At 63.3% G+C, this 16,884-nt stretch carries 13 protein-coding genes and 2 pseudogenes; 10 read left to right on the forward strand and 5 right to left on the reverse strand.

All coding sequences use genetic code 11. From position 1 onward, the window contains the following. Positions 1-219: 219 nt before the first annotated feature. Both flhD and flhC read left to right on the forward strand, forming a co-directional pair. On the forward strand, positions 220-546 hold the full coding sequence (gene flhD, locus V8Z78_RS13230) for a flagellar transcriptional regulator FlhD (protein ID WP_003069145.1): 327 nt from the start codon (positions 220-222) through the stop codon (positions 544-546). 38 nt (positions 547-584) lie between these two features. Next, positions 585-1,136 carry a flagellar transcriptional regulator FlhC gene (gene flhC / locus V8Z78_RS13235; RefSeq protein WP_003052834.1) on the forward strand — a complete coding sequence of 184 codons (552 nt, stop codon included), beginning with the start codon at positions 585-587 and terminating at the stop codon, positions 1,134-1,136. A 445-nt stretch (positions 1,137-1,581) separates the two neighbouring features. Here flhC and ppc read toward each other — a convergent pair whose 3' ends face one another. After that, the gene (ppc, locus tag V8Z78_RS13240; RefSeq protein WP_003069143.1) at positions 1,582-4,431 is read right to left on the reverse strand and encodes a phosphoenolpyruvate carboxylase; all 2,850 of its coding nucleotides are present in this window, start codon (positions 4,429-4,431) and stop codon (positions 1,582-1,584) included. Positions 4,432-4,509: 78 nt separating this feature from the next. Between ppc and hemC the strand changes: the two genes are divergently transcribed. The 4 genes and pseudogenes from hemC to V8Z78_RS13260 all read left to right on the forward strand — a co-directional run bounded on the left by hemC (position 4,510) and on the right by V8Z78_RS13260 (position 8,753). Then, complete coding sequence (gene hemC, locus V8Z78_RS13245; RefSeq protein ID WP_280031222.1) at positions 4,510-5,454, forward strand: hydroxymethylbilane synthase; 945 nt, start codon at positions 4,510-4,512, stop codon at positions 5,452-5,454. Positions 5,455-5,467: 13 nt separating this feature from the next. Next, positions 5,468-6,314, forward strand: a pseudogene (locus V8Z78_RS13250) (uroporphyrinogen-III synthase). Continuing rightward, positions 6,311-7,425: pseudogene (locus tag V8Z78_RS13255) on the forward strand (uroporphyrinogen-III C-methyltransferase). The pseudogenes V8Z78_RS13250 and V8Z78_RS13255 overlap by 4 nt, the downstream one beginning before the upstream one ends. 17 nt (positions 7,426-7,442) lie before the next feature. Continuing rightward, entirely contained in the window at positions 7,443-8,753 is a 1,311-nt protein-coding gene (locus V8Z78_RS13260) for a heme biosynthesis protein HemY (RefSeq protein WP_039049098.1), read from the forward strand. A gap of 164 nt (positions 8,754-8,917) precedes the next feature. On the opposite strand, the gene V8Z78_RS13265 is transcribed toward V8Z78_RS13260, so the two are convergent. The 4 genes from V8Z78_RS13265 to V8Z78_RS13280 form a co-directional block, all read right to left on the reverse strand. After that, the gene (locus V8Z78_RS13265) at positions 8,918-10,204 is read right to left on the reverse strand and encodes a c-type cytochrome (RefSeq protein ID WP_280031219.1); all 1,287 of its coding nucleotides are present in this window, start codon (positions 10,202-10,204) and stop codon (positions 8,918-8,920) included. Beyond that, positions 10,197-10,766, reverse strand: a complete 570-nt coding sequence (locus V8Z78_RS13270) for a (2Fe-2S)-binding protein (protein ID WP_003069132.1) — start codon at positions 10,764-10,766, stop codon at positions 10,197-10,199. The genes V8Z78_RS13265 and V8Z78_RS13270 overlap by 8 nt, the downstream gene beginning before the upstream one ends. Beyond that, a complete protein-coding gene (locus tag V8Z78_RS13275) occupies positions 10,766-13,573 on the reverse strand; it encodes a xanthine dehydrogenase family protein molybdopterin-binding subunit (protein WP_349731530.1) in 2,808 nt (935 codons plus the stop codon). Before V8Z78_RS13275 ends, V8Z78_RS13270 begins: the two co-directional genes overlap by 1 nt. 197 nt (positions 13,574-13,770) lie before the next feature. Beyond that, the gene (locus V8Z78_RS13280) at positions 13,771-13,971 is read right to left on the reverse strand and encodes a hypothetical protein (protein ID WP_123975029.1); all 201 of its coding nucleotides are present in this window, start codon (positions 13,969-13,971) and stop codon (positions 13,771-13,773) included. Positions 13,972-14,095: 124 nt separating this feature from the next. Between V8Z78_RS13280 and V8Z78_RS13285 the strand changes: the two genes are divergently transcribed. The 4 genes from V8Z78_RS13285 to V8Z78_RS13300 all read left to right on the forward strand — a co-directional run bounded on the left by V8Z78_RS13285 (position 14,096) and on the right by V8Z78_RS13300 (position 16,862). Next, positions 14,096-14,644 (forward strand): cytochrome b, encoded by a 549-nt coding sequence (locus tag V8Z78_RS13285; protein ID WP_280031216.1) that lies wholly within the window; start codon positions 14,096-14,098, stop codon positions 14,642-14,644. Positions 14,645-14,794: 150 nt separating this feature from the next. After that, positions 14,795-15,358 carry a YceI family protein gene (locus V8Z78_RS13290; RefSeq protein WP_003069127.1) on the forward strand — a complete coding sequence of 188 codons (564 nt, stop codon included), beginning with the start codon at positions 14,795-14,797 and terminating at the stop codon, positions 15,356-15,358. 82 nt (positions 15,359-15,440) lie between these two features. Beyond that, positions 15,441-16,016, forward strand: a complete 576-nt coding sequence (locus V8Z78_RS13295) for a YceI family protein (RefSeq protein ID WP_003069125.1) — start codon at positions 15,441-15,443, stop codon at positions 16,014-16,016. A 195-nt stretch (positions 16,017-16,211) separates the two neighbouring features. Continuing rightward, a complete protein-coding gene (locus tag V8Z78_RS13300) occupies positions 16,212-16,862 on the forward strand; it encodes a VOC family protein (protein ID WP_003069123.1) in 651 nt (216 codons plus the stop codon). Positions 16,863-16,884: the final 22 nt, after the last annotated feature.

Here is a 16,884-nt window from a genome sequence, read left to right on the forward strand (position 1 = left end):
GTCAGCCCCCACCCGGCACTCCGAGTCATCCCGAAGGACGGCAAAGCAGTAAGGGAAATCCTACATGCCTGCCTGTGAAACCAGACCGGCGATACCGACGCTCCCCGACTTCAGTTCGATCAGGGCTTGAAACACAATTCATTTCAACAGATCGAAACACTTTTAACGTCTTGTTTGTGTGCGCCGTGACGGTCTGTCGAGATTGAAAGGACTGGACCCATGAACAACGAACAACTGCTTGCCGAGATCCGCGAAGCCAACCTCACCTATCTGATGCTGGCCCAGACCCTGATCCGCCAGGACAAGGCCGAGGCCGTGTTCCGTCTGGGTCTGAACGAAGAGTCCTGCGACCTGCTGGGCTCGCTGTCTTCGGCCCAGGTGCTCAAGCTGGCATCGCGCAACACCTTGCTGGCCAGCTTCCGCGCCGACGACGAAATGGTCTGGAGCCTGCTGACCAACCACAGCAGCAACAAGATCGGCAATGCCGCCACCAATACGCTGCACGCCAACATCCTGATGGCCAGCCGTGTCTCCGAAGTGCTCTGAGCCCCCGCTAGCGACTACCTGGTTTTAAGGAGAGATTGATGCCCGCCGCCAAGACTGCCACCAAAAGCGTTCTGAACGAATCCAAGCAAATCGAGCGCGCCGCCATGCTCATCGAGATGGGCGCCCGCATGCAGGTGCTGGAGTCCGAGACCACGCTGTCTTATGAACGCCTGATCCGGCTGTACAAGGAAATCTCGGGCAAGTCTCCGTCCAAGGGCCAGTTGCCGTTTTCCACGGACTGGTTTCTGACCTGGCAGGAAAACATCCACAGCTCGCTGTTCCTCAACATCTACGAATACCTGTCCAAGGGCGTGGAGCTGGACTCGGCCGAGCAGCTGACCAAGGCCTACCGCCTCTATACCGAACAGATTCAGGCCGCCGAACTCGAGGTGCTGCTGTCCTTTACCCGCGCCTGGCGTCTGGTGAAGTTCGTCGATGCGCAGATGCTGACGCGCACCCAGTGCTCGGTCTGCAAGGGCCAGTTCGTGACCGAGCCTTACGAGAATGCGCGCCACTACCAGTGCGGCCTGTGCAATCCTCCCGCGCGCGCCGGCAAGAGCAAGGCCGCCGGGTCCTTAATGCTTCACTGAGGGGTTGACTCCCCTGAGCCGCTTTGCGGCTTCCCCTTGAGGGGGACGACATCCTCGCTGCGCGGCGGCGCTTGCTTGATGTCTCGCTTTTGGAGCATGAGTGCTTGAAGGCTTTTCAACTTTCATAGCTGCTAGCGCCATGCAACAAAGGGTTTGAAGTATTTATCTGCTTCAAGCCCTTTATGCGTTGGCGCATGCAGCTACTAAAGTTGCTGCTTATCTTCCGTGATCTGCTGCGGCGGCTTCAGCGTGTACGGCCTTGATGGCCGAGAAACTGCGACAGCGCTTGCTGGATGGCTCGCTGTGCAAGCGCGCTTGCTTGAGGGCTCTTCAACTTCCATAGCTGACAGCGCCAAAAAACAAAGGGTTTTAAGCATTTATCTGCTTCAAACCCTTTATTCATTAGCGACATAAGCTCCTAATCCAGGAGCATCCATCAGCGACCTCAACCCGTGTTGCGCACTCCGGCGGCGATGCCGTTGATGGACAGATGGATGCCGTTCTTGACCCTGTCGTCGGTCTGTCCCGCACGCCAGCGACGCACCAGCTCCACCTGCAGGTGGTTCAGCGGGTCGATATAGGGGAAGCGGTGGCGGATGGAACGCGCCAGCGCGGAGTTGTGCTCCAGGCGCTGCTTGTCGCCCGTGATCTGGTTGAGCGCTTCCACCGTGCTCTGCCACTCGGCCTCGATCGCGCCGAAGATGCGGCGGCGCAAGCGCGTGTCGGTCACCAGTTCGCTGTAGCGCGAGGCCAGGTTCAGGTCGCTCTTAGCCAGCACCATGTCCATGTTCGAGAGCAAGGTGCGGAAGAACGGCCACTGGCGATACATCTTCTGCAGCAGCGCCAGCTGCGCCTTGGCATCCTTGCCCGGACGGTGGATGAAGGCCTGGATCGCCGAGCCGAAGCCATACCAGCCCGGCAGCGTCAGGCGGCACTGGCCCCAGCTGAAGCCCCAGGGAATGGCGCGCAAGTCCTCGATGGCCTGGGTCGCCTTGCGCGATGCGGGGCGCGAGCCGATATTGAGTTCGGCGATCTCGCGAATCGGCGTGCTGCTGAAGAAGTAATTGGTAAAGCCCGGAGTCTCGTAGACCAGGGCGCGATAGGCCGCCATGCTGGCTTCGGACAGAAACGCCGCAGCCTCCAGGAAGGCCTTGGTCGCCGGCTTGGTCGGCTGCAGCAGCGTGGCCTCCAGCGTAGCGGCCACCAGGGTCTCCAGATTGCGGCGTCCGATCTCGGGGTTGGCGTATTTGGAGGCGATGACCTCGCCCTGCTCGGTCAAGCGGATCTGACCGCGCACCGTGCCTGGCGGCTGCGCCAGAATGGCCTGGTAGCTGGGGCCGCCGCCACGTCCCACGGTGCCGCCGCGGCCGTGGAACATGCGCAGCCGGATGCCGTAGTGATCGGCCAGATCGTCAAACAGATCGACCAGCGCAATCTCGGCCCGGTACAGCTCCCAGTTGCTGGTGAAGATGCCGCCGTCCTTGTTGCTGTCGCTGTAGCCCAGCATGATGTCCTGCTCGCCACCGCTTTTTCGGACCAGCTCGGCAATGCCGGGCAGCTGGTAGTAGCGGCGCATGATGGGCGCGGCATTGCGCAGGTCCTCGATGGTCTCGAACAGCGGCACCACGATGAGATCACATTGCGCACCGTCTTGCAGCGTGCCGCGCAGCAAACCCACTTCCTTTTGCAGCAGCAGCACCTCGAGCAGATCGCTGACGGTCTCGGTGTGGCTGATGATGCAGTGGCGAATCGCCTCGCTGCCCAGGCGCTCGCGCAGGCGTCTGGCGGTCTCGAAGATGGCCAGCTCGCTGCGGGTGTGGTCGCCGTAGTCGGCGCCCATCACGCGCAAGGGTCGTGCGTCTTCGAGCAGGCGCACCAGCAGCGCGCATTTAGCGTCTTCTTCGAGCAGGCTGTAATCGAACTCGACCTTGGCGACCGAAAGCAGCTCGCGCACCACTTCCTCATGCTTGTCCGAGCTTTGGCGCAGGTCCACCGTGGACAGATAGAAGCCGAAGACCCTCACCGCGCGCATCAGCGGGCGCAGGCGCTGCGGCGCCAGGGCATCGCCGTGATAGCGCGACAGCGAGTCGTCGATGATCTGCAGATCGGCCAGAAAGGCGTCGGCCGATGCATAGGCATTCTGGGGCGCCACGGCATGGCGTGCCGCCTCGCCGCCCGTCAGCTGCCTGAGCGTCGCGGCCAGCCGCGCATAAATGCCCGTCAGCGCCCGGCGATAAGGCTCGTCGCTGCGGTGCACATTGTGGTCGGGCGAAGCATCGGCCAGTGCCTGCATCTCGGGCGTGATGTCCACCAGATTGGCCGACAGCGACAGCTCGCCGCCCAGATAGTGCACCTCGCGCAGATAGTGGCGCAGTGCCACATCGGCCTGGCGCGACAGGGCCAGCTCCAGACTCTCGGCCGTCACAAAGGGGTTGCCGTCGCGATCACCGCCAATCCATTGGCCCATGCGCAAAAAGCTCTGCTCGGGCAGCTTCTCGCCCAGCTCCTGCTCCAGCTGCTCATAGATCTTGGGGATCTCCTGCAGGAACGTGGCCTCGTAATAGGACAGAGCGTTCTCGATCTCGTCGGCCACCGTCAGCTTGGAATGACGCAGCAGCCGCGTCTGCCACAGCTGGGCCACGCAGGCTCGCAGCTGCGCCTCCACCCGCGTCAGCTCGCGTGGGGTCAGCGCGTCCTTGGCGCTGTTGTAGAGCTGGGCGCGCATCAGGATATCGTCGCGCTCGGCCAGCAACTGGGCGATGCGGCGCTCGGCCGTCAGAATGCTCTGGCGCTGCACCTCGGTGGGGTGGGCAGTCAGCACGGGCGAGATGAAACTCTTGGCCAGCGTATCGACCACGGTGGCAGTCGAGATGCCCGCCCAGCGCAGGCGCGCCAGTGCCACCTCGATGCTGCCTTCCTGCGTATTGCCGGCGCGCTCGTGCACGGCGCGGCGGCGGATGTGGTGGCGGTCTTCGGCCAGATTGGCCAGGTGCGAGAAGTAGGTGAAGGCGCGAATCACGCTCACCGTCTGATCGCTGGACAGTCCCTTGAGCAGCTTCTTGAGCGCCTTGTCGGCCGCCTCGTCGGCATCGCGCCTGAAGGCCACCGATAGCTGGCGCACCTGCTCGACCAGCTCGTAGGCCGGCCCGCCTTCCTGCTCGCGAATCACATCGCCCAGAATGCGCCCCAGCAGCCGTATGTCCTCGATCAGCGGCAAATCCTTGTCGGTCTTGCGCACCGGCTTGTCGCCATGTTTGTCTGTATGTGCGGCGCTCTTGGGGCGGGCGGAAGGCATGAACTATTCTCCTTGGGCACGGTGTAGGGCAACTTGCCATGCTAGCATTCCCCGTTACCCGCTTGAGACCGCGCCGTCATGAAATTTTCTGCATCCTCACCCACATCCATCGTCATTGCCACACGTGAGAGCCAGCTGGCCATGTGGCAGGCCGAGCATGTGCAGGCGATCTTGCGCGGCCGCGGCCACAGCGTCGATCTGCTGGGGATGACGACCAAGGGCGACCAGATTCTGGACCGAGCCCTGTCCAAGGTGGGCGGCAAGGGTCTGTTCGTCAAGGAGCTCGAAGTGGCTCTCGAGGAAGGGCGCGCCGATCTGGCCGTGCATTCCCTGAAGGATGTGCCCATGGAGCTGCCCGAGGGCTTTGTGCTAGCCTGCGTGATGACGCGCGAAGACCCGCGCGACGCCTTTGTCTCCAACCGATATGCATCGCTGGACGAGCTGCCCCAGGGGGCCGTGGTCGGCACCTCCAGCCTGCGTCGCCAAGCCCTGCTGCAGGCGCTGCGCCCCGATCTCAGGATCGAGGCCCTGCGCGGCAATGTCAACACCCGCTTGCGCAAGCTCGACGAAGGTCAGTACGACGCCATCGTGCTGGCAGCCGCCGGCCTGATGCGCCTGGAGATGAGCGAGCGCATCCGCGCCAGGTTCGCCCCGACACAGATGCTGCCCGCCGCCGGCCAGGGCGCATTGGGCATCGAGGTGCGCGCGGATCGCCAGGACATCATCGACGCTCTGGCTCCGCTGGCCCATATGCCCACCTGGCTGACCGTGACTGCCGAGCGAGCCGTCAGCCGCTGCATGGGCGGCAGCTGCTCCATGCCGCTGGCCGCCTACGGCCGCTTTGAAGGCGACATCCTGCACATGGATGCAGCCTGGGGCGATATGGAGGGCAGCAAGGGCCTGGTGCGCGTGCAGGCCAGCGCCCAAGTCACGGACTTTGCCAGCGCCAACGCCCTGGGCGAACAACTGGCCGCGCAGCTGCAAGCCGCGGGTGCCGTGCCTGCTGCGCCCAAGCAGGACTGAGCCGCGCCTGCCCATGCGCCGCGTTCTGGTCACCCGCCCCTTGCATGATGCGAAACCCTGGGTCGATGCGTTTCGCGCCCGCGGCCTGCAGGCCGAGGCCTTGCCGCTGATAGGCATAGGGCCCTGCACAGACCCGGCTGCACACCAGGCTCTGCTGAGGGCGCGCCAGTTGGCGCTGAAGCCCGGTCACTACCGGGCCGTGATGTTTGTCAGCGGCAATGCGGTGCAGTATTTTTTTTGCCCAGGATCAAACCCCAGCGTTCGATGCTGAAGCGTTGCTAGCGCCGGATACCAGGGCGTGGACCCCCGGCCCGGGCACAGAGCGCGCCCTGCTCGAAGCAGGACTGGCCTCTCTCCAGATCGACGGTCCTTCGCCTGACGCGACTCAGTTCGAGTCCGAAGCGCTTTGGCAGAACGTCCACGGCCAGGTTCGCCCTGGCGACCGCGTGCTGATCGTGCGCGGCACCAGCCCTGCGACCGCCCCCGTCGCCGACAATGCCGGCATGCCAATCCCGTCCACACAAGGCGCAGGCCGTGACTGGCTGGCAACCCGGCTGCGCGAAGCCGGAGCCGAGGTGGAACTGCTGGCCGTGTATGAGCGCCAGCTTCCCGTATGGACGGCGCAACAGCTGGATCTGGCCCGGCAAGCCGCCAGCGACGGCAGCCTGTGGCTGTTCAGCAGCTCGGAAGCTGTTGCCAACCTGCAACAGCTGCTGCCTCAGCAGCAATGGCACTCAGTGTTAGCGCTCACCACCCATGAACGCATTGCCAGCAAAGCACTTTCAGCAGGTTTCGGTCGGGTTTTGCACAGTCGCCCAAGTCTGGACGATGTGGTTGCGTCTATAGAATCGGCTCTATGAGCTCCGATGCCATCCCCACCTCCGACAAGCAACCCATAGCCCCACCGCCCAGCCAGGACCATCCCGCCTCCGTTCAGACCGGGCGTGGAGCCCCCACGGCTCTGGTGCTGACGCTGGGAGCGGTGGCTGCCGCAGCCCTGGTCGCCTGCGGCATGCTGTGGCAGCGCGTGGGCAATATGCAGGAGCAGCTGGCGCGTCAATCGGCGCAGTCCGGCGCGCAGTCGGTGGAGGCTCGCACCCTGGCCAAGGATGCTCAGGATCTGGCTCGCGACAGCGCAGCACGTGTCTCCGTGATGGAAGCGCGTGTGGCAGAACTCAGTCTGCAGCGCAACCAGCTTGAAGAACTGATGCAAAGCATGTCGCGCTCGCGCGATGAAAACCTCGTGGCCGATATCGAATCCTCGATACGCATGGCCCAGCAACAGGCTGAACTCTCGGGCAGCCTGCAGCCATTGGTGGCGAGCCTCAAATCAGCCAGAAAGCGCGTGGAAAGCACGTCCCAGCCGCGTCTGGCGCCCGTCGTGCGCGCCATTGATCTGGATCTGGACAAGCTCTCGCGCATGAGCGTGACGGACACCACGGGGGTGCTCAGCCGTATCGAGGACCTGATCCGTCAAGTGGATGACCTGGCTCTCATCAACGATGTGGGTCGCCCGCGTGCGCGCGATGCTCAGCCCCGCAAGACGGCGGCCGCTCATGACACTCCCGAGGACGCCAGCCTCTCCCTCACTCAATGGGCCTGGTGGCAGGGCCAGGGTCAGCGGGTCTGGGACTCCTTCAAGGATGGCGCGGCCGATCTGGTGCGCGTGCGCCGCATCGATCACCCCGAGGTGGCCCTGCTGGCCCCCGAGCAAGGCTATTTCCTGCGCGAGAACCTCAAGCTGCAACTGCTCAATGCCCGTCTGGCCCTGCTGTCACGCCAGTGGGAATCGGCGCGCGCGACCTGAGCGCTGCAGGCACCTTGCTCAACAAATACTTTGACGCACGCTCGCGGCGCACCCAGATCGCCCAGGCGCAGTTGCAGCAGATTCAGGCCAATCTGCATACGGGCGGACGCGTGGAACTTGAAGACACGCTGAACGCTCTGACCACAGCGGCCGCCGGCCGCTAATCGAGGAGGACACAGAGATGCGCGCCGCCTTGTGGTTGATGGGTCTGTTTGCCGTGGCCGTGGCCATGGCACTGTTTGCCGGCAATAACCAGAGCTCGGTCACCTGGTTCTGGTCGCCCTACCGGGTGGACATGTCGCTGAACCTGGCCCTGGTTCTGCTCTTTCTGGCATTTGTGCTGCTTTATGCCGCGCTGCGTGCCCTGGCAGTGCTGCTGCAGATGCCGCATCAGGCACGCCGCTGGCGCATGCAGCAAAAAGAGCGCGGCATGAACCAGAGCCTGCTCGAAGCGCTCTCGCATCTGCAGGCCGGCCGTTTTTTGCGCGCCCGCAAATCGGCTTTGGCCGCCTTGTCCACCGAGCAATCGCTGCGCGAAGCAAAGGCCGGCCTGCCTTATGGCGAACGCCTGAGCGCAACGGCCCATCTGATCGCCGCCGATGCCTCCCACGCCCTGCAGGATGCCGCCTTGCGCGACAAGCACTGGCAACAGGCTCTGGACGTGCTGCCCATCCCCGGCAACACCCAGGACATGGAAATTCGCGAAGGCGCCCAGATGCGCGCGGCCCGCTGGGCACTGGACGACCGCGATGCCGCCGAATCGATTCGCCGCCTGGGCGAGTTGCCGCTGGGCGCAGGCCGCCGCACGATTGCCCTGCGCATCAAGCTCAAGGCCGCACGCCTGTCCGGCGACACGCAGGCTGCGCTCGACACCGCCCGTCTGCTGGCCAAGCACCGCGCCTTCTCTCCCGCGGCCTCGGCCAGCGTGGTGCGCGGCCTGCTGCTTGCCAGCATTCGCGACGCACGTGACACTTCGTCGCTGCAGCAGTTCTGGCTGTCGCTGGACGAAGACGAGCGTGCCATGCCCGAAGTGGCCATCCCTGCCACGGAACGCCTGATCGAGCTGGGTGGCGAAGCCCAGCAGGCACGCGCCTGGCTGCTGCCCGTGTGGGAGCATTTGCTGACCCAGCCCGGACCACGCACGGAAACCCATCTGCCCAAGCTGGTGGAAGTGTTGCAGTCAAGCCTGGGCAAGCTGGATGGAGCCTGGCTGGCTCGCATGGAAGCCGCAGCCAATGCCAACCCGCGCGAATCGCGCCTGCAATACCTGGCCGGCATGGCCTGCGTGCAGCGTGAGCTATGGGGCAAGGCCCAGCAGTTGCTGACCCGCGCCGCACCGCTGCTGCAAGACCCCCAGTTGCGCACGCGCGCCTGGCAGCGTCTGGCGCTGATGGCCGAGCACCGTGGCGATATGGAGGCCTCGGCCATCGCCTGGAAGCTCGCAGCCCAGGCCATGGTGGTGCTGCCGGACAATCCGGCGCAGGACGAATAGGCGCGCTCCGACACGACTCACAAGCAACAGGCAAGCCGCTGCTGCGGCACTGAGTTGCGCGGACGCTGTGCGGCCAACTACCCTGCTCTCGCCGAGCGCAAAGCAAAAGGCCACGGCCGCCGCGGCAAGCCGCGAGCGACCGTGGCCTCAAGCCAGGTCTGGACTTACTTGCTGTGCTCTATGGTCTTCACATGCTCTGCCACCTGCGCGGCGGTCACGTCGCCAGGGCGGCCGCCCCAGGTCTGACGCATGTAGTTGACCAGGTCGGCCATCTCCTCGTTGCTGAGCTTGTCGGCATAGCCGGGCATGGTCTGCATGCGTTCGCCATGGGCCAGGTCACGCTCGTGCACGCCTTCGCGGATCACGCGAATCAGGTTGATGGGCGTGGGGAACATGGCCGTGGTGTTGGTGCTCATGGGCACCGACGAATGCGGCTGACCTTGGCCCTGCGTACCGTGGCAGCCCGCGCACAAGCCCAGGTACAGGTTCTCGCCCTTGACGCTGGTCTGCCCCTCGGCAGACTTGACCTTCGGCCCGGGCATCTCGCGGTTCTGGGTCAGATAGGCGGCCATGGCGCGCACATCGGCCTCCGCCATGCGCGAGGTGGAGTGCTCGAGCACCGATGACATGCGGAAAGTCATCACCCCTTGCGGCGACAGGCCGGTGCGGAAGAACTTGACCAGATCGTCCTTTGTCCAGCCGCGCTCACTCAGGGCATCGGGGGTCAGCGCCGGAGCGTAGGAACCTTCGATGGTGTTGCCCTCGAGATAGCGCGAGCCATCCATGGCGAAGGTGGCCTTGGTGCGCGGGCTGTGGCATTCGGCACAGTGACCCAGCACATCCACCAGATACTTGCCGCGCACCAGTTCGTCCACCGACATGTCGAACTCCTTGGCGGCGGGGCGATTGAGCGCATTCCACATGGCCACGGCAGGACGGATGTTGAACGGGAAGTTCATCTCGCTGGGCTTGTTGGCGACTTCCACGGCCGGCTGCTTCATCAGCCACACCCACAGCGCATCGACATCGGCACGCGTGATCTGGTGGTAGCTGGCATAGGGCATGGCCGGATAGAGGTTCTTGCGCCCCGGCGCCATGCCGGCAGCCACTGCGCGGTATAGATCGTCGGCCGTCCAGCCGCCGATGCCGTGCTCCTTGGAAGGCGAGATATTGCTGCCGTAAAGCGTGCCCATGGGGGTGACCATGGGCACACCGCCCGCCAGCTCCGCGCCCGTGGCAGGCGAGCTGTGGCAGGCCGCACAGTCACCGCCGCGAAACACCTGCTCGCCGCGTTTGTACAGCGCATCGAACTCCTGCGGACCCAGCTTGGCAAAGTCCACCGTGGCTGGGGGTACGTCGCCGCTTGCGCTGCCGTACAGATACATGCCTCCAGCTACGAGCACGCCCAGCACGGCGGCTGCGCCCAGGCCTTTGATCCAGGTCTTAGCCATTGTTGACGACCTCCTTGCTGCGCTTGCCTGTGGTCAGGCCCGGCGTCTTCAGGATCACGTCGCGCACGGCGTTGTAGTAGCGCACATAGCCGGTGCAGCGGCAGATATGGGGCTCCAGTTGTTCCTCGATGGCTTTTTCCACCTCATCGGCTGGCACGGGCTGCTTCTGGAGCTTTTCCACCAGCACGGTGGCCGAGTTCACAAAACCGGGCGTGCAGTAGCCGCACTGGAAGGAGTAGTGCTCGAGAAAAGCCTTTTGCACCGGCGAGGGATGGACCACGCCCTTGTCGTCCACGGAGGCAATGCCTTCCACGGTACGAATGGTCTTGCCGTTGAGCCAGGTCACGCCGGTCACACAGGCGGGCACGGTGATCGAGCCTTTTTCCGGATCGTCGACGATGATGGTGCAGGCGCGGCACACGCCCTGGCCGCAGCCCAGGCGCGTGCCGTTCATGCCCGCGTACTCCTGCAGGAACTCGATCATCATCAAGTCCTTGGGAACGTCGACGGGGCCTACCTGTTTGCGATTGATAGTGGCGGAAAATTGAATACGGTCCTGCATCACAGTGCCTCTTTGATTTTGTCGGGGGTCACGGGGGTCGCATGGAAGCGCTTGCCCGTGGCATGGGCGATGGCGTTGACGCAGGCGGCAACCACCGGGATCATCACCACCTCGGCCATGCCCTTGGGCGGATCGGTGCGCGACAGCGGCGGCAGCACCACGCCCTCGGCCTTCCACACGGCCACTTCGCTGGCACGCGGCACGTGGTAGCGGTTCAGGTTCCACTGGCCGTTGCCGGGGCCGCTCTCATGGCGCGGCAGGTCTTCGTACAGCGCATGGCCAATGCCCATGGCCACACCGCCCTGGATCTGGCCGGAGACCAGCTCGGGCACGATTTGCGTGCCGCATTCCAGCCAGGTCTTGTGCGAGAGGAGGTTCACCTTGCCCGTGCCCGGGGACACGGACAGCTCCACCATGGTGGCGCAGGGCGCGTAGTACACCGTGCCCGCATTGGTGCGCTGCACCGGCGGGTAATAGACCTTGTCGCGTGCGATGAAGGCATAGCCACCGGATTTCATCGCGGCCTTCTTGGCCTCGCTAGCTCCCTTGCCGTACTGCACGGACAGGGCGTCGATCATGGCCTGGAACTTCCTGCCCTCGACCGTGAAGTCGGCCTTGGCCCAGGCCCAGCGATTGAAGGCGTGCACGCAGACGCCGGTCACGATGCCCAGCTCGTGTGCGCGCTCGGCCAAGCGCTCCAGGCTCAACGGCTCCAGGCCCTCGGCCACGAGCATGCGATCGCGCCACTCCAGCATGTCTTCGGTGACGGTGCTGGGCAGCATCTGCCCCCCACCCTCCTTGGCGGACCAGATTGACTGGGCAGCAGGCCACAGGCAGAGCTTGAGCAGCAACTGCGCCGCCTGTTGCGTGGCGTGGCGGAAGTAGTAGGCCGAGTTCGAGGCCGATACCGGCGAGACCAGGCGCGGTGTCCAGGTCGGGTCCCGCGCCAGCTCGTCTTCCTTGGCCTGGGGCGTGGTGTAGGGCTCGTCCTTGGTGTGCAGCGGCAGGTTGTCCCAGTGGTTCACCGCGAAGTCCACGTCGTCCGCCGGGCGCCCCAGGAAGGGCTCGACCGCCACCAGCTGTGCCGTGGTGCTGCCGGTGCCGATCTCGGTGGCGATGTGGCGCATTTTGATGCGACCCTCGGGCGTAATCTCGAGCTGCGCGATCGAGGCTTCTGCCCCCGTGCCGAAGTCCTTTTGCACGGCACCGAAGCCTATGCCGTAGCGCAGGCCGGGGTTGGCTGCCTCGAAGTCGGCCTTGCGCTTGGCGCGCTCGGTCCACATCGGGTCCTTCGCGGCCATGTCGAGGATCTCGCCGATACGCAAATGACCTGAGGGCGAGGCGCCCTGGGTGTTCTTCATGCTGCTCTTGAGCACATTGCGTCGGCGCAGCTCGATGGCATCGAGGCCGATCTCCTGGGCGATCTCGTCGACCAGCATCTCGGTGTAGGCCATGGACTGCACCGTGCCGTAGCCGCGCATGGAGCCGGCCGTGACGCCGATGGAGGGGTACACCTCGGTCGACAGGTCGCTCTCGGGGAAGTAGTAAATGGATTGCGCCGCCGTCACTGCCACCGTGCCCACCGAGGGGCTGAAGTTGGTCACGCCGCCGCCGTCGCCCACCATGTGGCAGGTCAGCGCATGGAACTTGCCGTCCTTGTCCACCGAGATCGCTGTCTCCACGTCGAAGGGATGGCGCTTGAGAGCGAACTGGAAGTGCTTCCAGCGGTCCAGCGCCAGCCGCACCGGGCGGCCCTGGGCATACAGCGACGCCAGTGCCACGTAGAACGGGAAGGGATGGTGCTCCTTCTGGCCGTAGCCCACGGTGTAGGAGCTGATGTAGTCGAGCTGGTTCAGCGGCAGCTTGCTGTCCTTGAGCATGTGCATCACATGCTCGGCCGTTCCGTAGGGCGCCTGGCTCGCGGCAACCATGTGCAGCGCACCGCTATCGCGCTCATACCAGGCCAGGCCGTTTTCCATTTCCATGGCCACATGCTCGATGGACTGGCTGTAGTACTTGCGTGCAAACGCGCGCAAGCCGTCCCTGGGCTGTTTCATCTCGGCCTGGATGCGTGCCGACTCGCCCATCAGCGCGCCGAAGGCGGGATGGCTGCTGTCGGGCCAGTGCACGCCTTTTTCATCGAGCTGCGGCCAGATGACGGTGTTCTTCATGGGCGAGAACCTGTCCTCGCCATAGCCGTCCTCGCCTTGCACGCGTACGTAGCGCGCGGCCACATAGGGCGCGCGTGGCGGCTGGGCAGCCTTGGCTCCGAAGCGGAAGATCGCGTCATTGAAGCGCAGGCGCTGGTTGGCCACGCGGAACTTCTCGTAGTCGTGCCAGATGGCCACGGCCACGGGGTGGCCCAGCATGGGAGAGACCTGGCCCTTTTTGACGAAGAACTCGCCATAGAAGCCCGGCTCGGGCATTCCAACGCCGTCGGCGGCGATGGACTCGGCGTCGATCAGCACATCAGGCTGGTAGTCGCTGCCCAGCACCGACAGATCCAGGCCTTCGTAGATGCGGTCGGCGCGCGGGATATGGATGGTCAGCGCATGCGACTGCTGCGCAGGCCAGCCCTGCATGTCCCTGGCGCGCAGGTCGATGGCAAAGACCTTCTGCCCGGTGACCTTGGCCATGCCGTCGCGGCGGTAGTTGAGCGTGTTGCCATTGATCCAGTGGGTCTCCTGACCGCTGGCGGGCGTTATCAATTCCGCAAGTGCGTCTTTGACCGGGCGCACACTCGCAATCACGCCCATGGCGGCGGCAGCCTTCAGAAAACTGCGCCGATTCAAGTCCAGTTTGGACACGGTTCCAACTCCTTGCTGCAATGCGCACAGCAACAGCAAGGACTGGCGTGGGCACATCGCTAGATGACTATGTATTCCCGAACGTTGTATGCGTCCGAGAGTCAAAAAGCAGGTGATAACGGCTGCAGTTGTTGTCGGCATTTCTACCCACATATCGCCAGCCTTGGCCGTCCGCCACGCTTTGGTCTTTGAAAAGACTAAGAGGCGCGGAGTATAGAAACAGCAGCCTGCATGATTTGTTGCCACCTAAATTCACAAGTTAAATACTCGGAAAATTGATACCCATCAATACCAACTTCCTTTATTAGTGCTTGCCATGCAAAACGGCATGCGCCCACTTCGCTGTGCATCGAATGTTCGACGACCTTGCTGAAGCCAGCGCTTTTTGGTTCGGACATTCAGCTTTTTTGAATCGAGCCCTCAATCCTGCTGAACCTTTTTGCATTCGCCGCTTCATACACTGCATATCAATTTCAGCGGGTCCCCAGCGCCCGCGACCCGCACTTTCTGATTGCAGTTTCCATGAACTCAAGCTCCCGCTACACCGGTACCGCCATCGCCCTGCACTGGGTTCTGGCCTTGGCACTGATCGGCATCTTCGCCTTTGGCCTCTATATGACAGGCCTGCCTTTCTCGCCCACACGCCTCAAGTACTTCAACTGGCACAAATGGGCCGGCATGACGATTCTGATCCTGTCTGTGCTGCGCCTGGTCTGGCGCATCACCCACCGACCACCAGAGCTGCCCGAAGCCGTCACCCGCACCATGCCGGGCTGGCAGCGCATTGCCCACCATGGCGTGCATCACCTGATGTATGCGCTGTTCTTTGCCATCCCGCTGGTGGGCTGGATGTACAGCTCGGCAGCAGGATTTCCCATCGTGCTGTTCGGACAATTGCCCCTGCCTGACCTGGTGAGCAAGAGCCCCGAGCTGGCCGAATCGCTCAAGCCCTGGCATGGCTATCTGGCCTATGCGCTGGCAGCCCTGGTGGTGATGCATATCGCTGCCGTCATCAAGCATCAGGTCATTGACCGCGACGGACTGCTGTCACGCATGGTTCCGGGCCAATAGTCCCCCCTGAGCGGCGTTGCCGGGGCGGCCCCGCCGCTTCCCCCCTGGGGGACAACCGCTTTGCTGCGCGGCGGCGCTTGCTTGCTGTCTCGCTCCTTCAAGCCGTACCGGCTTTTGAGTTTTTTGTATGTTCATCACAAGGAGTTTTTGATGAAAGTCCTTTTTTCCTCTGCACTGATTGCAGCCGCTTTCCTGGGCAACACCGCACAGGCCGCTCAAGCCCTGGTGCCCGCACAGAGCGCCGTCAACTTTGAAGCCAAGCAGATGGGCGTGCCGCTCAAGGGCCACTTCAAGAAGTTCGACGCCCAGATTGCCTTCGACGCCGCCAAACCCGAGAGCAGCAAGATCCATTTCACGGTCGATACCGGCAGCGCCACCATGGGCGCCAAGGAAACCGATGCCGAACTGCCCAAGGCAGATTGGTTCAACGTTGCCAAATTCCCTCAGGCCACTTTTGACTCCAGCGCCGTCAAGGCTCTGGGCGGTGGCAAGTTCCAGGTGGACGGCACGCTGACCATCAAGGGCAATGCACAGAAGGTGAGCCTGCCCGTGACGCTGACCCAGTCCGGCGCCACCACCACGGCCGCCGGCACGCTGGCGCTCAAGCGTCTGAACTTCAAGATCGGCGATGGCGACTGGAAGGACACCTCCATGGTGGCCGACGAGGTCAATGTGCAATTCAAGCTGGCTCTGACTGGCGTCGGCAAGCTTTAAGCGTTTTTCGGCTCCAGTGCTTGATAGGCAAGCGCTGAAAGCTCATGTTTTGATAGTTCCAATCCCTGAAGGAGTATTCACCATGCGTTCCACTCTGTTCGCTCTGGCCGCTGCGTCCCTGTTTGCCACCGCTGTCCAGGCGGCACCAGCCACTTACGCCATCGACCCCACACACACGTTTGCGACTTTCGAGATCGACCACTTTGGCGCCTCCACCAACCGTGCCCGCTTCGACAAGAAAAGCGGCAACGTTCAGTTCGACAAGGCAGCCAAGACCGGCAAGGTCGAAGTGACTCTGGACATGACTTCGGTGAACTCCGGCACGCCCTCCTTCAACAAGCATCTGCAAAGCGCCGACATCTTCAACGTGGAAAAATTCCCCGAAGCCAAATTTGTCTCCGACAAGTTCGTGTTTGACGGCGACAAGCTCAAGGAAGTGACCGGCCAGCTGACCCTGCTGGGCAAGACCGCCCCCATCACCGTCAAGGCCAACAAGTTCACCTGCTACGAAAGCCCCATGCTGCAAAAGCGTGAAGTCTGCGGCGGCGACTTCGAGGCCACCATCGACCGCACCCAGTGGGGCGTGAACTACGGCATCCCCTATGGCTTCCCCAAGGAAGTGCGCCTGGTCCTGCAGATCGAAGCTGTGAAGCAGTAATCCAGGTCCGCAAAGACTCTCGAGTGAAGCCCCTTGCGGGCTCTCTCTTTGGCCCGGCCCGTGCAAGCGGTCCGGGCTTTTTTGCGTCTGCGGCATGCTTCAGACACAAATCCCCTTCATCAAAAAAATTTACTTTAGGTTAATCAATTACGAATAGTAGAATCAATCCACTCACACAATTGAAGGAGACATCGCATGAGCCAAGCCGCCCCTACCCCGGTTTACTCCCAGCCCCGGCGTGCGGACATGAGCCAGCTGCCCGCACCTGCCGCCGTGCAGCAGTTGCACCACTACGCCTACAAGGCCAAGGATGCGGAAGAGACTCGTCACTTCTACGAGGACATCCTCGGCCTGCCGCTCTACCACATCATCCAGAGCGACTATGTCCCTTCCACGGGCGAATACTGCCCCTACACCCATTTCTTCTTCCGCCTCAAGGACGGCTCCTTCATTGCCTTCTTCGACATTGGCGACGACGAAGCGGCCCTGCCCTCACCCAACACTCCGATCTGGATCAATCACATCTCCTTCCGAGTGGACTCCGTCCAGGAGCTGGAAAACACCAAGGCCCGCCTGCAGGCCTGCGGCGTGGAAGTGCTGGGCGTGACAGATCACCACATCTTCAAGAGCATTTACTTCTTCGACCCCAACGGCATCCGCCTGGAGCTGACGGCCCAGCTGGCCGACGAGCTGCAGATGCTCAAGGAAAGCAAGACCGCCCATGCGCGCCTGGACGAGTGGACGGCCCGCAAGGAGCAGTGGCGCAAGGAACGTGCCGAGGGCAAGTCCAGCGCTCCCCTCAAGCCGCAGAACAACGACCGGCCGGAGTTTGTTCCTGGTAAGTAACTCCCCTGAGCGGCTACGCCGC

Origin of the sequence: Comamonas sp. wu1-DMT, assembly GCF_040187805.1 — a bacterium.
Taxonomy (GTDB): Bacteria; Pseudomonadota; Gammaproteobacteria; order Burkholderiales; family Burkholderiaceae_C; genus Comamonas; species Comamonas thiooxydans.